18 protein-coding genes are annotated in these 16,072 nt (G+C 52.3%); 4 read left to right on the forward strand and 14 right to left on the reverse strand.

The window, feature by feature from the left end:
- Window positions 1–16 precede the first annotated feature (16 nt).
- A complete protein-coding gene (locus tag JOE45_RS15410; protein WP_210019406.1) occupies window positions 17–166 on the forward strand; it encodes a hypothetical protein in 150 nt (49 codons plus the stop codon).
- Window positions 167–214: 48 nt separating this feature from the next.
- Here JOE45_RS15410 and JOE45_RS15415 read toward each other — a convergent pair whose 3' ends face one another.
- From JOE45_RS15415 to JOE45_RS15465, 11 genes are all read right to left on the reverse strand, one after another.
- Window positions 215–760 carry a DNA-deoxyinosine glycosylase gene (locus JOE45_RS15415; protein WP_210019405.1) on the reverse strand — a complete coding sequence of 182 codons (546 nt, stop codon included), beginning with the start codon at window positions 758–760 and terminating at the stop codon, window positions 215–217.
- A 1-nt stretch (window position 761) separates the two neighbouring features.
- Entirely contained in the window at window positions 762–1,673 is a 912-nt protein-coding gene (locus JOE45_RS15420; RefSeq protein ID WP_210019404.1) for a DMT family transporter, read from the reverse strand.
- 106 nt (window positions 1,674–1,779) lie between these two features.
- Complete coding sequence (locus JOE45_RS15425) at window positions 1,780–2,982, reverse strand: class I SAM-dependent methyltransferase (RefSeq protein WP_210019403.1); 1,203 nt, start codon at window positions 2,980–2,982, stop codon at window positions 1,780–1,782.
- A 24-nt stretch (window positions 2,983–3,006) separates the two neighbouring features.
- Window positions 3,007–4,197 carry a PQQ-dependent sugar dehydrogenase gene (locus JOE45_RS15430; protein WP_245247012.1) on the reverse strand — a complete coding sequence of 397 codons (1,191 nt, stop codon included), beginning with the start codon at window positions 4,195–4,197 and terminating at the stop codon, window positions 3,007–3,009.
- A 109-nt stretch (window positions 4,198–4,306) separates the two neighbouring features.
- On the reverse strand, window positions 4,307–4,747 hold the full coding sequence (locus JOE45_RS15435; RefSeq protein ID WP_210019401.1) for a Dps family protein: 441 nt from the start codon (window positions 4,745–4,747) through the stop codon (window positions 4,307–4,309).
- A gap of 345 nt (window positions 4,748–5,092) precedes the next feature.
- Window positions 5,093–5,773 carry a serine/threonine protein kinase gene (locus JOE45_RS15440; protein WP_245247015.1) on the reverse strand — a complete coding sequence of 227 codons (681 nt, stop codon included), beginning with the start codon at window positions 5,771–5,773 and terminating at the stop codon, window positions 5,093–5,095.
- The gene (locus JOE45_RS15445; protein WP_210019400.1) at window positions 5,763–6,650 is read right to left on the reverse strand and encodes an SMP-30/gluconolactonase/LRE family protein; all 888 of its coding nucleotides are present in this window, start codon (window positions 6,648–6,650) and stop codon (window positions 5,763–5,765) included. Before JOE45_RS15445 ends, JOE45_RS15440 begins: the two co-directional genes overlap by 11 nt.
- Before the next feature lie 234 nt (window positions 6,651–6,884).
- Complete coding sequence (locus JOE45_RS15450) at window positions 6,885–7,151, reverse strand: hypothetical protein (protein ID WP_210019399.1); 267 nt, start codon at window positions 7,149–7,151, stop codon at window positions 6,885–6,887.
- Between the two features lie 131 nt (window positions 7,152–7,282).
- On the reverse strand, window positions 7,283–8,392 hold the full coding sequence (locus JOE45_RS15455) for a flavin-containing monooxygenase (protein WP_210019398.1): 1,110 nt from the start codon (window positions 8,390–8,392) through the stop codon (window positions 7,283–7,285).
- A gap of 20 nt (window positions 8,393–8,412) precedes the next feature.
- Window positions 8,413–9,372: a cation diffusion facilitator family transporter gene (locus tag JOE45_RS15460; RefSeq protein ID WP_210019397.1), complete on the reverse strand. Its 960-nt coding sequence runs from the start codon at window positions 9,370–9,372 to the stop codon at window positions 8,413–8,415.
- Window positions 9,373–9,549: 177 nt separating this feature from the next.
- Window positions 9,550–10,395, reverse strand: coding sequence for a DUF72 domain-containing protein (locus JOE45_RS15465; RefSeq protein WP_210019396.1), 846 nt, complete (start codon window positions 10,393–10,395; stop codon window positions 9,550–9,552).
- 162 nt (window positions 10,396–10,557) lie between these two features.
- On the opposite strand from JOE45_RS15465, the gene JOE45_RS15470 reads away from it, so the two are divergent.
- Window positions 10,558–11,472 carry an EcsC family protein gene (locus JOE45_RS15470; protein WP_210019395.1) on the forward strand — a complete coding sequence of 305 codons (915 nt, stop codon included), beginning with the start codon at window positions 10,558–10,560 and terminating at the stop codon, window positions 11,470–11,472.
- An 80-nt stretch (window positions 11,473–11,552) separates the two neighbouring features.
- On the opposite strand, the gene JOE45_RS15475 is transcribed toward JOE45_RS15470, so the two are convergent.
- Window positions 11,553–11,789 carry a hypothetical protein gene (locus JOE45_RS15475; RefSeq protein WP_210019394.1) on the reverse strand — a complete coding sequence of 79 codons (237 nt, stop codon included), beginning with the start codon at window positions 11,787–11,789 and terminating at the stop codon, window positions 11,553–11,555.
- A gap of 228 nt (window positions 11,790–12,017) precedes the next feature.
- On the opposite strand from JOE45_RS15475, the gene JOE45_RS15480 reads away from it, so the two are divergent.
- Entirely contained in the window at window positions 12,018–12,347 is a 330-nt protein-coding gene (locus JOE45_RS15480) for a hypothetical protein (RefSeq protein WP_210019393.1), read from the forward strand.
- A 185-nt stretch (window positions 12,348–12,532) separates the two neighbouring features.
- Window positions 12,533–14,203: a glutamine--tRNA ligase/YqeY domain fusion protein gene (locus JOE45_RS15485; RefSeq protein WP_210019392.1), complete on the forward strand. Its 1,671-nt coding sequence runs from the start codon at window positions 12,533–12,535 to the stop codon at window positions 14,201–14,203.
- A gap of 50 nt (window positions 14,204–14,253) precedes the next feature.
- On the opposite strand, the gene JOE45_RS15490 is transcribed toward JOE45_RS15485, so the two are convergent.
- Together JOE45_RS15490 and JOE45_RS15495 are read right to left on the reverse strand one after the other, a co-directional pair.
- The gene (locus JOE45_RS15490) at window positions 14,254–15,024 is read right to left on the reverse strand and encodes a carbohydrate ABC transporter permease (protein WP_461479678.1); all 771 of its coding nucleotides are present in this window, start codon (window positions 15,022–15,024) and stop codon (window positions 14,254–14,256) included.
- A gap of 53 nt (window positions 15,025–15,077) precedes the next feature.
- Entirely contained in the window at window positions 15,078–16,001 is a 924-nt protein-coding gene (locus JOE45_RS15495; protein ID WP_210019390.1) for a carbohydrate ABC transporter permease, read from the reverse strand.
- Window positions 16,002–16,072: the final 71 nt, after the last annotated feature.

The raw sequence follows: 16,072 nt of genomic DNA on the forward strand, positions 1-16,072 counted from the left end.
AAAGGAGAATACCTACATGTCGGAGAACAAAAAGCACCAAGGCAACTACGAAGGTACGGCATCCATGGAAGCGGAAAATCAAAACATGGAATTCGTGAATGATACGGTGGAGGACGTCAAAACAACGAAAAACCTGGTCGGCGCCACTCAAAAAGAAAAGGAATAAACGTCAAATACCCGGTTTGATGGCTGACCGGGTATTTTTGTGCTGCCTCTATCCGTACCCGTCGTCGCTTAACCACGTATGGCGAAGCGGCTGCCACGCCTCCAGCTTGGCGCTGAGCGACAGTGCGCGGGCTGGGCTTGATGACGGCAGCAGTGTATAGAGCCGACCTGTATCCTTCCTTAGCAGCGGCTTAACATGACGCCGATACAGCTGCTCTGAAGCACTGCCGTTAAAGAAAATGAAACGAATTTGCGGGTAGCGCTGATAGAAATGTTCAAAATCGTTCGCTTCCGGCCGGCGGATCGCCGTATCGAGACTGCCTTTGCGCACACATGCCCTCAGTACATCCCAAAGCGCCACTCCGCGGGATAAAGCAAACCGTGTCCGCGCCTCATAAGAAGGCTCGGGCTCCCCACCATCCAGCAGCGCATAGAGCAGCCGCCAAAAGTGGTTTCGCGGATGCCCGTAGTACTGCCGGACTTCAAGTGACGCCTCCCCCGGCATGGAGCCGAGAATGAGGATGCGGCACCCTTCATCCGCTATCGGAAGGAATCCTGTCAGCAGAGGTCCCAGTTGATGATCGTCTTCCCTCATCCTACATCACCCCTTCTGCTTCATTCGCCGTCTTCCCTACCTCTTTACGCCCCACCGCCAAACGTAACGGTAAATTCAGCAGAACCAGCCCGGCGACAAACAGCGCCCCGCCACCGATCACATACACCGTAATCGGATCACGGTAAAACAAATACGACCACAAAATTGAAAACAATACCCAGCTGTTGCTGACGATGACCGCTATGGGGAAAGAAACCAGCTTGAGCGCAAGCGAGAACCAGTAAAAGCTCAGCCCTGTAATGATCCCGAGCAGTACCAGGGCCAGCACCCCATAAGTGCTGAATTCTCCTGACCAGGAGAAGGTCCATGGCAGCGGAAGCATCAGCAGAACCGTACACACCAAAAAGACGGAGAAGTTCATGTTCCCAGCATCCATTTCCTTAATCAGCACCTTCTGGCTCAGCACATGAAACGCCGTACCGAGCGCCGCGAGCCCATAAAGCAGCGTAGTCACCATTCCGCCTTGGAACAATTCAGACAACGAGAGGCCATTCCAGCTGATCAATAGGACACCTGCAATACAAAGTGCCGCTGCGATCCAGCCTCTGCCCGATACGTGCTCCTTAAACCAAAAAGCCGACAGAATCAACAAAATGACTGTCTGGATCGGTCCGATCAGAATGTTACCGTACGAATAACCGATGGACAAGGCTATATTTTCAAACAAATAATTGCAGCATTTCCCCACCGCCCCGATCCAAATCCACTTCATGTTAAACTTCAGCTTCATGGCGCGATCCTTTAGGAGCAGCAGTCCTCCCAAAAACACAATGCCCAGCACAAACCGGGCAAAGGCAATGGTCGTACTATCCACAAAACCGGTCGTTGTTTTGACCAAAATCCCCACGAAGCTCCATGACAGCGTCGCCAGCATCAGCAATACGTACCCCAAACCAAGCACCTCTATTTTAGCTCTCTTTGATGATCGCTTTTGAATGATTGCTTTATTGTAGCACAAGTTGTTGGCAGGGGATGGAAAAACATAGGTATTGTCACGGCTATGGCTGCAGTATGGAGGACAGCTCCTGCTTCATAGCCCGCTCCAAGTAGAGATCTGCTTGGAGAAAGTCACGGAAGGCCATATAGCTTTCCGCAAGGTTAGCTTGCTCCGCAGACGGCAGCGGCTTCTCGCTCCGGACCGCGCGGATGAGAATATTTTTCGGCGTGTGCTCCATATCAATGAATTCGAGCAGCTGCGTTCGATAGCCGAGAAGCTCCAGCAGCTTGGCGCGAATAGCGTCCGTAGCTATTGCCGAGAAGCGCTCCTTCAAGATCCCGTGCTGAAGCATAGGCCCCAGCACCTCGCTGCGTACCTGGCGGAACAGCTCATGCTGGCAGCAAGGAACCGACAAAATCACCGACGCGCCCCAGCGTACCGCCTTCTCCAGCGCTGCATCGGTAGCCGTATCGCAGGCATGCAGGGTCACCACCATATCTACCTGCTGCAGCTCATCATAATGGGCGATGTCACCTACCAGAAACCGCAAACCGTCATAGCCCAGCCGATCGGCAAGCGATCTGCAGTGGCTGATCACATCCTCCTTGAGATCTAGGCCTATAACCCGGAGATCAATCCCTTGCATCACCTTCAAATAATGGTACATCGCAAACGTTAGATACGATTTGCCGCACCCGAAGTCCACCAGCTGCAGCGTCCTTCCTTTGGGCAGATAGGGCAAGACGTCCGCTATCATCTCCAGAAAACGGTTGATTTGACGGAACTTATCGTATTTCTTCGCCAGTACCTTTCCTTCGGAATTCATGATTCCAAGCTCAATAAGGAACGAAACGGGCTCCCCTTCCTCAATGATATATTTCTTTCTCCGATTATGAGTCATTGCCTCGGCCGTTTGCTTGGTCGGCGGTTTCTTCAGAATGCCGGTCTTGCCTTTTTTGCTGATCAGCACTTGATAGTCCGCTTCTCCCGTCTGCAGTAGCCCTTGGCGGAATTGCTCAGCGAACAGCTCTACGAGCCTTGCTCCCGCTTCTTCCGGGCGCAAGTTCTCATGAAGCACTTTCTGACCGCAAAAGGAGCTAAACTGGTAGTTCAGTTCACCTTTTAGCTCCACCGGCTTGACCGTTACCTTCGTGCATCCGTTCCCGCTCGGGTCGCGGCGTCGCACTTGGCTGAGCGTCGCTTGAATTAGCGAGCGTTCGCTCAGTAATCGTTTGATTAGTTCAAATAACTCATCCTCTTGCATGATTAAGTCACAATCCTCGTCCGTTTATTTATTAAAAGTGGGTATGAGGCGAACAATTTTATCGTCGTCGTCCTTCGGGGTCCCGCGGCCGTCACGGTTATTGGTCAAGATATAGATTGAACCGTCCGGTGCTTCCGTCACCGTGCGGATGCGCCCAAGCTCCCCTTGAAGCAGCCCTTCCGACGAATGTACGCCCTTGCCATCCTCCGTCAGAACCACATGCAGCACTTGCGTGCCGCGAAGATTCGCCGTGAGCAAATGGTTTGTCCAAGGCCCTTGGCTGATGAACGTCATGCCGGAGGGCGCCCAGGTAACATTACTGCTGTGCAGAATCGGCTTGGTGAGCTTCCCGGGACCTGCTTTGTCCGTATCCTCCGGCTTCGCCTCGGTTTCATCGCCTTGAATCAACGGCCATCCGTAGTTGGCCCCCGGCTCAATCCGGTTGATCTCATCGTGCGCGGATTGTCCGTGCTCTGAGCTGTACAGCTGCCCCGTAACCGGATGCCAAGCCAAACCCTGCGGGTTGCGATGACCCAAGCTGTACACCGGCGAATTCGGGAATGGGTTGTCCGCCGGAATGGAGCCATCCGGGTTGATGCGAAGGATTTTTCCAGCAAGTACGTCATTATCCTGAGCCATGGAAGGACTCGCTGCATCTCCGTTCGTCACATACAGCATTCCGTCCGGACCAAATTTAACTCGCCCGCCATCATGAATCCGGTTGCCGGGCAGTCCATCCAGCAGTACCTTATCAAGAGTCGCTTTGCCGCCGCTTTCCTTAATCCGAACGACCCGATTCAGCGGCTGATTTCCTTGCATATACGTCTGATAGACATACAAATAATGGTTGTCGTTAAACTTCGGATCCAGAGCAAGTCCGAGCAGCCCGGCTTCTCCTTGGTTGTATAGCTTGTCTTCAAAACGGAACACCGGCTCGGCGACAAGCTTTCCCTTCTCAATCAGCCGCAGATCACCACCTCGCTCGGTAAAGAAGATGCGCCCATCCGGCGCGAAATCAATCTCCCAGGGAATATCCAACCCGATGGCGACGACTTCCTGCTTATACGGAATCGATGAAGGCGCTGAATCGTTTGGAGCAGCAGGGCTTTCGTTCCCTGACGATGGCGCGGTTTGTTTAGCCGCCTCACAGCCGCTAAGCGCGAGCATGAAGGCCAAGCCTATTAAAATAACCGAATTTCGTCCGAACTTATGCATTCCCATTCCTCCCATCCCTTTTGTTTCCATTATACCCAAACGAAACGTAAAAAAGCGAACCCGTCTGTCTTACAGAAGGTTCGCTTTACGTTCGCATTGCTTTACTGCCTTATTTGCCCAAGAACGATTCCAGCATCCACGTATGCTTCTCCAGCGAGCTGTGAATAGCGAGCAGCATATCGCCTGTCGTTTCGTCATCTGCCGCCTCGGCAATCGCCATTCCTTCCTTCAGCTCCGCAGCCAGCGTGCCGAAGTCATTCGCGATAGCACGCACCATCTGCTCCGCATTCTCGCTGCCCGATGCCTCATGAATCGTTGCCAGATTCAAAATTTCACGCATCGTAGCTACCGGCTGGCCCTTGAGCGCAAGCAGACGCTCGGCCAGATTATCCACATGCAGTGCGGCTTCGTTATACAGCTCCTCAAACTTTAAGTGCAGCGTGAAAAATTGAGGTCCTTTAACGTTCCAGTGGTAGTTGTGCAACTTGATAAACAGCAAGCTCCAGTTGGCGATTTGCGTGTTAATTACTTCGTTTAAGTTTTTGGACATATGGTGTTCCTCCTCAAATGAATTCAATTTCGCAAGTATTGGGCCTACTCACGACGAGTGCTTCGTATTATCTTGTGCGGAATACCGCCCGTTCATGTAGCAGGCTCAGTATACGCTTATAACGATTCGTAGCCTTGCTTACATAGGCGGTCAAGATCCGTCTTCCGTTCAATAACGGATTACGTGATAGTTCCTCATTATTTATCAATTTCGCTGAGAAACCTTCATTTCCTGCCAAATAAATGAAAAACTATATGTATTTTAGCTGTAGTTTGAAATCCGTTCCTTTAGTTGTTCCGCCAAGGTTTTTGTCCCGACGGGCAGTTCATGTTCCGGCACGCTGGACTATGAGCTGTCTTTTTTCCACTTCCGATACCCAACCCGGACGGTATTCAAGAGAAACTCCGGGATCGGCAGTCGATGGAGCATAGGTATGTAAAATATATCATACGCTCTTTTCAAATCATTCCACATGTAACAAGGCTCGGGATTCAAAAAATCTGAGACATCCACTACAATACCTCGGCCATCTTTCATCATGACATTCTTGCCGTGAACATCGTGCGGATGGAGTCCCTTTCGCACGGCATACGCCAAAGCTTCGTCGATGTCTTCAATCACCTGCCGCGGAATCGGGATGCCTCGGCGGACGCAATCGTATAGCGTAACGCCGGTCAGTCGACGAAGCACCAGGTAGACATTCCCCACGTGAAGGCATTCGGAGAAAGCAGGATGTTTTCCAAGACGCCTATACACCTCGGCTTCTTCTTCAAGGCCTTCACGGCCCGGCGCATACACCTTCACTACGCGGTCCGGAAAAGAAGGGTGCGCAAATACACCGGCATAATTCCCAGATCCCACCAGTCGCCACGGCTTCGGGTTTCTGTGCACGATGACCGGATTATGCGGTTGTTCACTGAAAATTTTCAGACCGGGCAGAAGCTCCGTTTCGATGAGTTCGACACATCGCTGCAGCTCCAGGGAAGCTTCTTCCTCTTCCGAATGTTTCGCTAAATTATCCGCCATAGAAGAATGTTGGTCTTCCTTTCACTCCAGGTTTTATGCGAAACAACCCTCCGGCGTAAGGTTGTTCGGCCAGTTGTTCCTCCGTGAGTCCCGTACGCGCCGTTGTGATGTACAACTCATCATAATGCTCGCCTCCGAATGTGCAGGAGGTGACCCTTGCGGCAGGTAAACGGACGAAACCGATCTTCTCCCCGGTCTGCGGATTCCATCGGGAGACCTGCCATCCCTCCCAATGCGCTACCCACAGCATGCCTTCCTCATCAACCGTCATCCCGTCGGGATAGCCTTGGTCTTCCGGAATCCTAACCACCGTGCGGCAGTTTGAGATAGCGCCGGAAGCGGAAGAATAATCGTAAGCGACAACGCGCTTCGTCGGAGTATCAATATAATACATGGTTCGACCGTCCGTACTCCATCCTAGCCCATTGGATATCGTGACGCCTTCTACCACTTTCCGGAGGGTGCCGTTGGTTTCCAAACAGTACAACGCTCCAGTCGGCTCCTCATCCTGCATATTCATCGTTCCCACCCAGAACCGCCCAGCCTCGTCGCATTTGCCATCGTTGAACCGGTTACTTTCCACGCCTTCCTCGGGTTCGATTAATTTGGTCAGACGTTCCGTCTTCAAGTCCAGCGTGTGTAAGCCGTGCTCCAGCGCTAGAATCAGCCCGCCCCCCGCTCGTGGTACTGCCGTGCCCACCATTTGATCCAGCTGAATGGTTCGGTTTGAGCCTGCAGCCGGGTTATAGTAATGGACCCGCTTCCCTTCAATATCGACCCATAGGAGTAAGCCGCTGCGATGGTCCCATGAAGGGCCTTCGCCGAGCGTTGCCTTCCCGTCCCATACTAGCTCTGCCGTGTGCTGTATTTGTTCCATGGCCAACGCCTCCTTGTATGATCGTGCCGCGGAAACATACCATTTACTCCCATTGTAGCACAGAATCATCCGGAAAAGCGACGAAGCAAGCCATCCCTGCTGAGCTTACCCAGGCCATCTTGTGGAGAACGAAATCATGGCTGCACGCGGTCTTGATCTTGTTTAACCACAAACTGGACCAGCGTATCTGCCCCAATATAAGAAAAAGCCGGGCTTATCCCCGGCTTCGCCATATTATTCTTCCATCGGCTTCAAACTGTGCAAATCTGCTTCATCCTCGGACAACATATCGGCGGCCAGCTGCACCGGCTCCTGATTGTGGCTCAACGACGCTTGTTCGATCGACCGGTGCGCCCTCTCTACGGCCGCTTCGGCCTGCTCGATCATCTGCTCGGACGGATGAGACTCGGCCTGCTTAACGGCATTGTGCGCCTTCTCCACCGAGTTTTGCGCTTGTGAAATCGGATTTTGCGACTGCAAGCTGGAATCGTAACGTGACATTCGCGGAATCCTCCTTTCCCCTCAGTTCACCTGCAACCGAAAAGTAAGCAACGGTCACAACGGATCGCTGTTAATGTGGGAAGAAACGGGGAATTTTATGCGAACAAAGAACTTGCTTCACTCCTTCCAAATTACTTGGAAGTTACCCCTGGGTTCAGCCCTTCGGACTCAATACGAAGGGTCTTGGGATTTGCCTCCATATGGATGATACGGCTCACCACATAGCTCGCGTCCTCTCCCACGCCGCCGATCAGTGCCGACCCCCGCGTGTGCTGCCAAGGAAGCCCTAGAAAGCAAAGTCCCGTAACCGGACTGACGCCCCGATCATGGAGAGGTCGGCCGCTGCTATCTAATGCTCCTGGTATCGCAAGCCAACTGTAATCGGATGAAAACCCTGTTGCCCAAACGACATTAGATACACGAACATCGGTGTGATCCGCAAAACAGATGGAATCACCGCTGATGCCGACCGTTCTCGGCTTTGTGGTTACGCTGCCCTTTCTCACGAGCTTCCGCAGCTCCATACCGAAAACCGGGTCTTTTTGCCTGCGGAACCAAGAGCCAATGACCGTTCGCCGATGCGCCTGCAGCATGCCCAGCTTTTTCAACCACCCGAAGATGCTGCGTCCCGCAAACTGCAGGGGAAGGAACTTGATCCGGTGACCTACGGACAAATAAACATCTCGGCTGTCCGCCAATTCAACTGCAATTTGCGCACCCGAATTCCCGGCTCCCACGATCAGCACAGGCCCTTTGCGAAGTTGTGCGGGGTTAGTGTAAGCCGAAGTATGCAGTTGAATGATATCCGTAGGCAGCTTCTCGGCAAATGCCGGAATGATCGGCTTCTGAAAAGGTCCCGTCGATACGATCACCGACTTGGTCGAGAAGAGGCCTCGATTCGTCTGGACCGTGTAACGATCCCCCGTCTTTTTAAGTTCTTGCACCTGCATCGTAAGTAGGACCGGAAGCAAAAAAGCATTGGCATAAGCCTGCAAATAATCGGCAATTTCATCTTTGGTCGGATATCCGTTGGGGTCCCCTTGCAGAGGCAGCCCCGGCAGCGAGCTGTACCAGCGCGGGGTGAACAGCGTAAGCGAATCATACCGGCTTCTCCAAGAGCCTCCGATTTCATCTCCTTGTTCCAAACAGACAAAGGAAAGACCTTGTTTCTTTAAGTAATACGCTGCGGCGAGTCCAGCTTGACCCGCCCCGATCACAATGACATCAAATTCGCTGCTCATTCCCGCTCACTTCCCCTTGTCTATACTTTCATCTCCTCATGGTTAATCCCGGAAGCTTCCACTTGTATCGTCGCATGATGAATTTTAAATTTGCTTTCAATGAGGTGTATGGCGTTTTGTAAAATGTGCTGGCTGTCCAGCCCGTCCTCAATCCGTAGATGGCAGCTCAGCGAATCCAGCCCAGAGGTGATGGTCCAAATGTGCAGGTCGTGCACGTCGATTACACCCTCAATGCTCTCTAAGGCCTTCTGGACCTCCAGCGAATTGAGACGAACAGGAGCACCCTCCATCAGAATATGGATCGCATGCCGAATGACACCCCAAGCGCTCTTCAATATCAGCAGCGCCACCAATACGCTGATGATGGGGTCGGCTATGTACCAGCCGAACAACAGCATGACCAGTCCGGCGGCCATGGCGCCTACGGAGCCCAAAGCATCTCCGATGACGTGCAGGTACGCGCTTCGCAGATTGACGTTGTTGTGAACGTCGCCCTTGCGCATCAGGGCCCAGGCACTCAGCAAGTTGGCGATCAAGCCCACAGAGGCGATCAGCATCATCGATCCGCTGGCTACTTCAGGAGGAGCGAAGAATCGGCCATACGCCTCTTGTATAATAAAGCCGGCAATCACGAACAAGGTGACACCATTGAACAGCGCCGCAAGAATTTCAAACCGGTAAAATCCATAGGTTTTGCCGGAGGTGGCCGGCCGCGCTGCAAAGCTGATCGCGATCAGGCTGAGAAGCAGCGAGCCTGCATCGCTCAGCATATGCCCGGCGTCAGAGAGCAGTGCGAGGCTTCCCGTCACCAGTCCCCCGAAAAACTCGAGCAGCATAATGCTCGCAGTGATGCTCAAGGCAATGGTTAGCCCCTTCTTGTTGCCTTCCCGCGCAGGATCATGATGATGGTGATGACCGTGGTGGTCATGATGGTCGTGTTGGTGTCCATGGTGATGTTGATGACCGAATGATTGAGACAAGATGCATTCCCCCTGACTGCACAAATCTATATGTTCCGTTATTATATGCCGTGATCATTTATTTGTTTTACTCATATATGAGCAACTATTCATATGTTAATTATGGATCTGCCTGTTGAATTTGTCAATGCATGATTTCGCGCCTTGTAGAGAACCCTAGCGGCAGGCACGAAACCATCAAAACAAATCCAACTGCTGAGGAGCGAACGGCTTCGTCGGCTGACCGAGGAGCTTCATCATCTGGGACGCATTGTGAGCCGCATCTCCGCCTGAATTATTATTGAAGATAATACATAGCTCAGCCGTTTGCTCCTGCAGTTGCTCCACATGTTCTTTCCATTCCAGCAGCTCCGCCTCATTATATCGATACAAGTAACGTACCTCGCGCCAATTGGGGCTTCCCCCTTGGTTCCAGCCTTCCCTATTCCGGCCATGCATCCGCACAATCGTGAGTTTCGGATCGGTAGGATGCAGCACGATCGGAACCGATCCGATCCCCGCCTGCGGTTCGTCGCAGATACTGTGGATCCAGCCTCCTTGCTCCATGAACGCCAGCGTCTTCTCCTTCATTTCCTCGTGAAACCAGCTTTGATGACGGAATTCCAATGCGACGGGCAGGTCGCCCATCCGCTTTTTGGCTTCCCGAAGCTGCTCCACATGGATCCGTGTACAGTCAAACCATGGCGGGTACTGGAACAGCACCGCTTTCAGCTTTCCCGCTTCTTTCACAGGACGGATCGAATCGCAGAACGCTTCGAACATTGTCTTCGGATCAGAGAACGGGTTGGGCCCTCGAAGATGGCCGGTCATCCCTTGGTAGGCCTTAATGATGAATGAAAAATCAGACGGGGTATCGCTTACCCACCGTTCATAGTTGCTTTCCGGCTGCACGGCATAAAAGGAGCTGTCCACCTCCACAACGGTAAAATAACGGCTATACACCTTCATTTTATCTCGCGCCCCAACGCCCCGCTCGTAGAGCTCGTCATGATCGCCCCAGCCGGCAAGTCCAATTCGAATCATTAGCTCACCCCCATACCATTCATTTCCATTGTAGCTTGAGCCGGCCCCGGTCTCAAGTTTCCAAAGCATGAGAAACGCTTCGGACGCGCAAGTCCATTTCAACACTTTTGCACCCAATCGAAGCGTTTTCCGTATATTCCATGTAGAGGAGCTGATGGAATCATGCCAGCACATGAAGAACATAAAAATCATCATATACAAGAAACGGAAGATGAGCTTTCGGTTGCCTTACAGGAAATTAAACAATGGGAAACGGATCAGAAGGACTTGTGGTTCTGGGAGAAGCTGGGGCGGCTGCCGTTTCAGCTTCTTGACCGGCTGACGCCGAAGATAGTGCAGAAGAAGATCGGGGAAGCGATGGATGAAATCGGAACCTATATTCAAACCGGCGGAAGATATCTCGTATCGGAAAAAAGCGTGCTGGGGCGGCTCGAGGAGCATCGGAAGCACGCGGCAGGAGAGTCGGCTCCTATGGCCCGCGCATTGACGCTGGGCGACGTCTCAAACCTGCCGCTCGAGGCGATGGATCGGGCTGCAGACGAGCTCTCGAAGGGCAGCGCCAGGCTCGCCACCGCACAAGGCGCAACGACCGGGTTCGGCGGAATATTCACCCTGGCCGTGGATATTCCGGCAGTACTGGGATTGTCGCTCAAAGTACTTCAGGAGCTGGCCATCGTGTACGGCTACGATCCTAAAGAGAAAACAGAGCGCATCTTTATCATTAAATGCCTGCAGTTTGCCTCCTCGGACATCGTAGGTAAAAAAGCGGTGCTGGAGGAGCTCGCCGACTTTGGCAGCGAGCGCAGGCACAACGAAGCCATCTCGCAGCTGCAGGGATGGCGCGAAGTAGTCGCCGCTTACCGCGATAACTTCGGCTGGAAGAAACTGTTCCAGATGGTTCCGATCGCAGGCATGATTTTCGGTGCAGTATTGAACCGCGGAACGCTTCAGGATGTAGCCGAAGCGGGCAAAATGCTATATCGCAAAAGGCGCGTGCTGGAACGGCTGCGAAGCTTGGAAACACGCCAAAGCAATCCGTCCGCCGTTACGCTGCCTACCCAGCCGACTGTAGAATAGGCGGCGTGAGCTATCGCAGGCTTTCTCAGCCTATCCATGACAATGGGACGCCGGAATATCCCGGCGCCCCTCCTAGATCGTTACTTCGCTGCAAGCCTATCGGCCACAGCGTCCTTTATAGCGTCTGCTATGCTGCCAAGCGCTGCGGCAGCCTTCTCTATCTCATCTTGAATGGACGCCAGCAGACCGTTCTGCTCATGAAGTACGTTCGTCTGCTCCTGAACGGCTTCACGAACACCTCCAATTTCTCCTGCCATCAGCAGCAATACGGACAGTTCGTATTTCAGTCCAGCATGAGGATCATGATTGGATTTCATGGATATCCCTCCTCTGATCGTTTAGGTTGTAGCAGGAGTGCTACACCATTCGTATCTATTTAGCCGTTTTCGAGGGATTCTACACCATATTTTTTTCTTTGTTCTTATGTGTTTCACACTTCCCTATAAAGGGTAATATCTTATATGGACCCAACCCAAAATACCAACAACTACGAATGATGGAGTGTTACAGGCAACCTTATTTTTTGTTGAAGGTGGTGTTCCATAATGGAAACGTTAGCTTTTTTATTTATCATCTCTGCTTGGATTTATTTCTTGTATCTCCGCAGAGTGAATTGGCAAGCAATTCTCGTCGGATCAAGGTCGGAAGCCGAGGAACTTCAGGCGAAATACGAATACCTTAAAGACCACATGGTCAATTGCCGGTTGCGGGCAAACACTGATGTTTGCCTCAGCGCGATCCAAACCGCCTATTCCGCAATAGATCAATACCGTGATGAACGTATGAAGCTCGAGGTTCATATAGAAGATGTCGAGAAGGCCGAAGAGCTGCTGCAGTATCTTGAAAAAAAGCGGCTCAGACACTCCTTTCCATAATGCAAGAAAATCCCCCGTGACAAGGCACAGCCTCTCATCACAGGGGATTTTCTTGCTTTCATCGGGTCTGTTGGCCCTTAAATTCATAGATTCGTGCGGAAAAACATTATAATTGCCGCCCATTTTGTGTATTATAGATGTTAATAGATTTTTGCAGTTATTCATGTAAGAAAGGTTGATATCTTGTGGAAACAACGAAACCTGCATCTGCATCATCCTCCAATTATATCAAAACGATTATGGTTGAAGATTTAAAAGCGGGCAAAGTGAAAGAAATCGTGACCCGTTTTCCTCCGGAACCGAACGGCTATCTGCATATCGGCCACGCCAAATCAATTTGCTTGAACTTCGAGCTCGCCGACGAATTCGGCGGCAGAACGCATCTGCGCTTTGACGATACGAATCCACTGAAAGAAGACACTGAATATGTCGAATCGATCAAGGAGGATGTGAAATGGCTCGGCTTCGACTGGGAGAAGCTGTTTTTCGGATCTGATTTTTTCGAGGAAATGTACGATCGCGCCGTCCTGCTGATTCGCAAGGGCAAAGCGTACGTGTGCGATCTGACGGCCGATCAAATTCGTGAAACCCGCGGCACGCTCACCGAACCTGGTAAAGAAAGCCCCTACCGGAACCGCAGCGTAGAGGAAAACCTCGACCTGTTTGATCGGATGCGTAAGGGCGAATTCCAGAACGGCGAGAAGGTGCTCCGCGCCAAAATCGACATGGCCTCGCCGAACATGAACATGAGGGACCCGGTGCTGTACCGCATTTCACACGCTCATCATCACAACACCGGAGACAAGTGGTGCATTTACCCGATGTACGATTATGCCCACCCGCTGGAGGACGCGATCGAGGGCGTAACGCATTCCATCTGTACGCTGGAGTTTGCCGACCACCGTCCCTTGTACGACTGGGTCGTCCGTGAATGCGAGATGGAATGCATACCTCAGCAATACGAATTCGGCCGATTGAATCTAACCAATACCGTGATGAGCAAAAGAAAGCTCAAGCAGCTCGTGGACGAGAAGGTCGTTGACGGCTGGGATGACCCCCGGATGCCGACGATATCCGGCCTCCGCCGCAAAGGCTATACACCGGAAGCGATTCGTGAATTATGCCGCGAAATCGGCGTGGTGAAAACGAACAACAGCGTGGTCGATGATAAACTGCTGGAGCATTTTATCCGTGAGGACCTGAAGCTGAAGGCGCCGCGCACGATGGCCGTGCTGCAGCCGCTGAAGGTGGTTATTACGAACTATCCGGAAGGCCAGGTGGAAATGCTGGATGCGGAGATCAACCCGGAGAACGAAGAGATGGGCATCCGCCAAATCCCGTTCTCCCGTGAAATTTATATTGAGCAGGACGATTTCATGGAGGAGCCTCCAAAGGGATATCACCGTCTGTTCCCCGGCAACGAAGTGCGCCTGAAGCACGCTTACTTCATCAAGTGTGAAGAAGTAGTAAAGGATGCGAGCGGTAACGTGGTTGAGCTGCGCTGCACCTACGATCCCGAGACGAAGAGCGGCAGCGGGTTTACCGGCCGCAAGGTGAAGGGAACGATTCATTGGGTCGAAGCTACCCAAGCCCTGCCAGCGGAATTCCGCCTGTATGAGCCGCTTATTCTCGATGAAGACATGCAAGAGGGCGACACCTTCCTGGACAACGTTAACCCGAATTCACTGGAGATTCTGCAGGGCTACGTAGAAGATAATATGAAATTAGCGAAGCCGCAGGATAAGTTCCAGGTGTTCCGCCACGGCTACTTCAACGTAGACCCTAAGCAAACGACAGCCGATAAGCTTGTTTTTAACCGGATCGTATCGCTGAAAAGCTCGTTTCAGGTGAAATAAGCGACCAATGCCCCCAGAGCCTGGATACCAAACACTCTGAGGGCATTTTTTTAACCTTTAATCGATCCCGCGAGCAAGCCTCGGATAAAATATTTGCCCAGAAATACGTAAACCAGGAGCGTCGGAAGAGCGGCTAAGAGAGCCCCGGCCATCTGCACGTTCCACTGCACCACCTGGCTGCCGGACAGGTTCTGCAGCGCGACCATGATCGGTTGCTGCTTCTGTGTGGTGAGCGAAACCGCGAACAGAAACTCGTTCCAGATGTTCGTGAACTGCCAAATGCCTACGACCACGAATCCGGTGATGGACAGCGGGAAAATAATGTAGCGGAAAATACCGAAAAACCCGTTGCCATCGATTTTCGCCGCCTCGAGAAGCTCCGTCGGGATGCCGGCATAGAAGTTCCTAAGAATGAGCGTGCAAATCGGCAGACCGTAAACTACGTGGACCAGGATCAGACCGGGAATCGAATTGTACAGCCCGATCGTTTGCAAAAACTGGATGAGCGGGATCAGAATGCTCTGATACGGAATGAACATGCCGAACAGCATCAGCGTGAACAGCGTGTCGCTGCCGCGAAACTTCCATTTACTCAGCACATAGCCGTTTAGCGATCCGAGAATCGCGGAGAGCACCGTGGCCGGTACGGCCAGCAGCAGACTATTCCATAGATTCGGCGCCAGCTTATGGAACGCCTCCCGATATCCTTCCAGATATAACCCCGAAGGAAGCTGCCACATCTGGTCGAGCGTAATCTCATCCATCCCTTTGATACTCGTAATGCCCATCACATACACCGGCAGCAGATAAAAGAGCGCCATCAGAGCGAGCAGCGTATACAGCCCCCATCGTCTTACGTTCAGGGTGGTGTTGGTCATGCCGACTCCTCCTTTCGCATGCTCGAAATCAAATAAGGCACGATGAGCAGCGATACAAGGGCAAGCATGATCATCGAGATGGCCGCGCCTTGACCATAATGATTGCCGCGGAACGTCGTCTCAAACATATATACACCCGGCACGTCCGTAACGAACATCGCGCCCGGTCCCGTCATCGCATAGACAAGGTCGAAGATTTTGAGCGAAATATGCCCTAGAATAATGATGACGCTCACCGTAATCGGCTTTAGCTGAGGCAGAATGATCTGAAACCAGATCTCTCTCTCCTTCGCTCCGTCCACCCGAGCCGCCTCCCTTAAATCATCGGGGATCGCGCGCAGTCCGGCCAAATACATGGCCATTGTGAACCCGGACATCTGCCAAACGGTGGCAATGGCGACGGCAATGAGCGCAAGCGGCAAGCCGAATTCGATCTGTCCGATGGAAATCGCCGGCACAATCTTGGTGCTGATATACCAATCCGGCACATTCTGTACGCCCATGGCCTGCAGAATCAGGTTAAAGCCGGTGGACGGGTTGAGCAGCCACTGCCAGACCACACCCGTAACGACAAATGACAGCGCCATAGGGAAAATGAAAATGTTACGAAACAGTGCCTCCGCTTTGATTTTTTGATCAATCAGGAGCGCAAGCAGCAGTCCGATGCCCATGGTTGCCGTAATAAATAAAATCGTAAACGCCAGTGTATTGCGTAAATCCGATTGAAACCGGAAATCTTGAAACAAAAAGGAATAGTTTTTAAGGCCTGCGAAGCTTAGGTTCTTCACCAGCGTATTCCAATCGGTAAACGATACGTAGCCGGTCCATGCAATAAAACCGTAGACAAACACAGCAATCGCTATAAAAGAGGGCAGGATCATGAGCACAGGGATCCACCGCTCCGAAGCCGATGTATTCATTTATCATTCACCTCCCAAAGCGAAGCCCGGACCGGCCGGACTGCGGTCATCCCGCCGCCCGAGCCGCCGGG

It is taken from the genome of Paenibacillus sp. PvR098 (assembly GCF_017833255.1).
GTDB lineage: Bacteria > Bacillota > Bacilli > Paenibacillales > NBRC-103111 > Paenibacillus_G.

Excerpts from the sequence above, each read along its gene's own strand:
- JOE45_RS15435 (WP_210019401.1), bottom strand. The coding sequence starts at position 4,747 with ATGTCCAAAAACTTAAACGAAGTAATTAACACGCAAATCGCCAACTGG.
- JOE45_RS15415 (WP_210019405.1), bottom strand. The coding sequence starts at position 760 with ATGAGGGAAGACGATCATCAACTGGGACCTCTGCTGACAGGATTCCTT.
- JOE45_RS15465 (WP_210019396.1), bottom strand. The coding sequence starts at position 10,395 with ATGATTCGAATTGGACTTGCCGGCTGGGGCGATCATGACGAGCTCTAC.
- JOE45_RS15450 (WP_210019399.1), bottom strand. The coding sequence starts at position 7,151 with ATGTCACGTTACGATTCCAGCTTGCAGTCGCAAAATCCGATTTCACAA.
- JOE45_RS15470 (WP_210019395.1), top strand. The coding sequence starts at position 10,558 with ATGCCAGCACATGAAGAACATAAAAATCATCATATACAAGAAACGGAA.
- JOE45_RS15410 (WP_210019406.1), top strand. The coding sequence starts at position 17 with ATGTCGGAGAACAAAAAGCACCAAGGCAACTACGAAGGTACGGCATCC.
- JOE45_RS15480 (WP_210019393.1), top strand. The coding sequence starts at position 12,018 with ATGGAAACGTTAGCTTTTTTATTTATCATCTCTGCTTGGATTTATTTC.
- JOE45_RS15490 (WP_461479678.1), bottom strand. The coding sequence starts at position 15,024 with ATGGCGCTCTTTTATCTGCTGCCGGTGTATGTGATGGGCATTACGAGT.
- JOE45_RS15440 (WP_245247015.1), bottom strand. The coding sequence starts at position 5,773 with ATGGCGGATAATTTAGCGAAACATTCGGAAGAGGAAGAAGCTTCCCTG.
- JOE45_RS15495 (WP_210019390.1), bottom strand. The coding sequence starts at position 16,001 with ATGAATACATCGGCTTCGGAGCGGTGGATCCCTGTGCTCATGATCCTG.
- JOE45_RS15475 (WP_210019394.1), bottom strand. The coding sequence starts at position 11,789 with ATGAAATCCAATCATGATCCTCATGCTGGACTGAAATACGAACTGTCC.
- JOE45_RS15425 (WP_210019403.1), bottom strand. The coding sequence starts at position 2,982 with ATGCAAGAGGATGAGTTATTTGAACTAATCAAACGATTACTGAGCGAA.
- JOE45_RS15455 (WP_210019398.1), bottom strand. The coding sequence starts at position 8,392 with ATGAGCAGCGAATTTGATGTCATTGTGATCGGGGCGGGTCAAGCTGGA.
- JOE45_RS15445 (WP_210019400.1), bottom strand. The coding sequence starts at position 6,650 with ATGGAACAAATACAGCACACGGCAGAGCTAGTATGGGACGGGAAGGCA.
- JOE45_RS15430 (WP_245247012.1), bottom strand. The coding sequence starts at position 4,197 with ATGCATAAGTTCGGACGAAATTCGGTTATTTTAATAGGCTTGGCCTTC.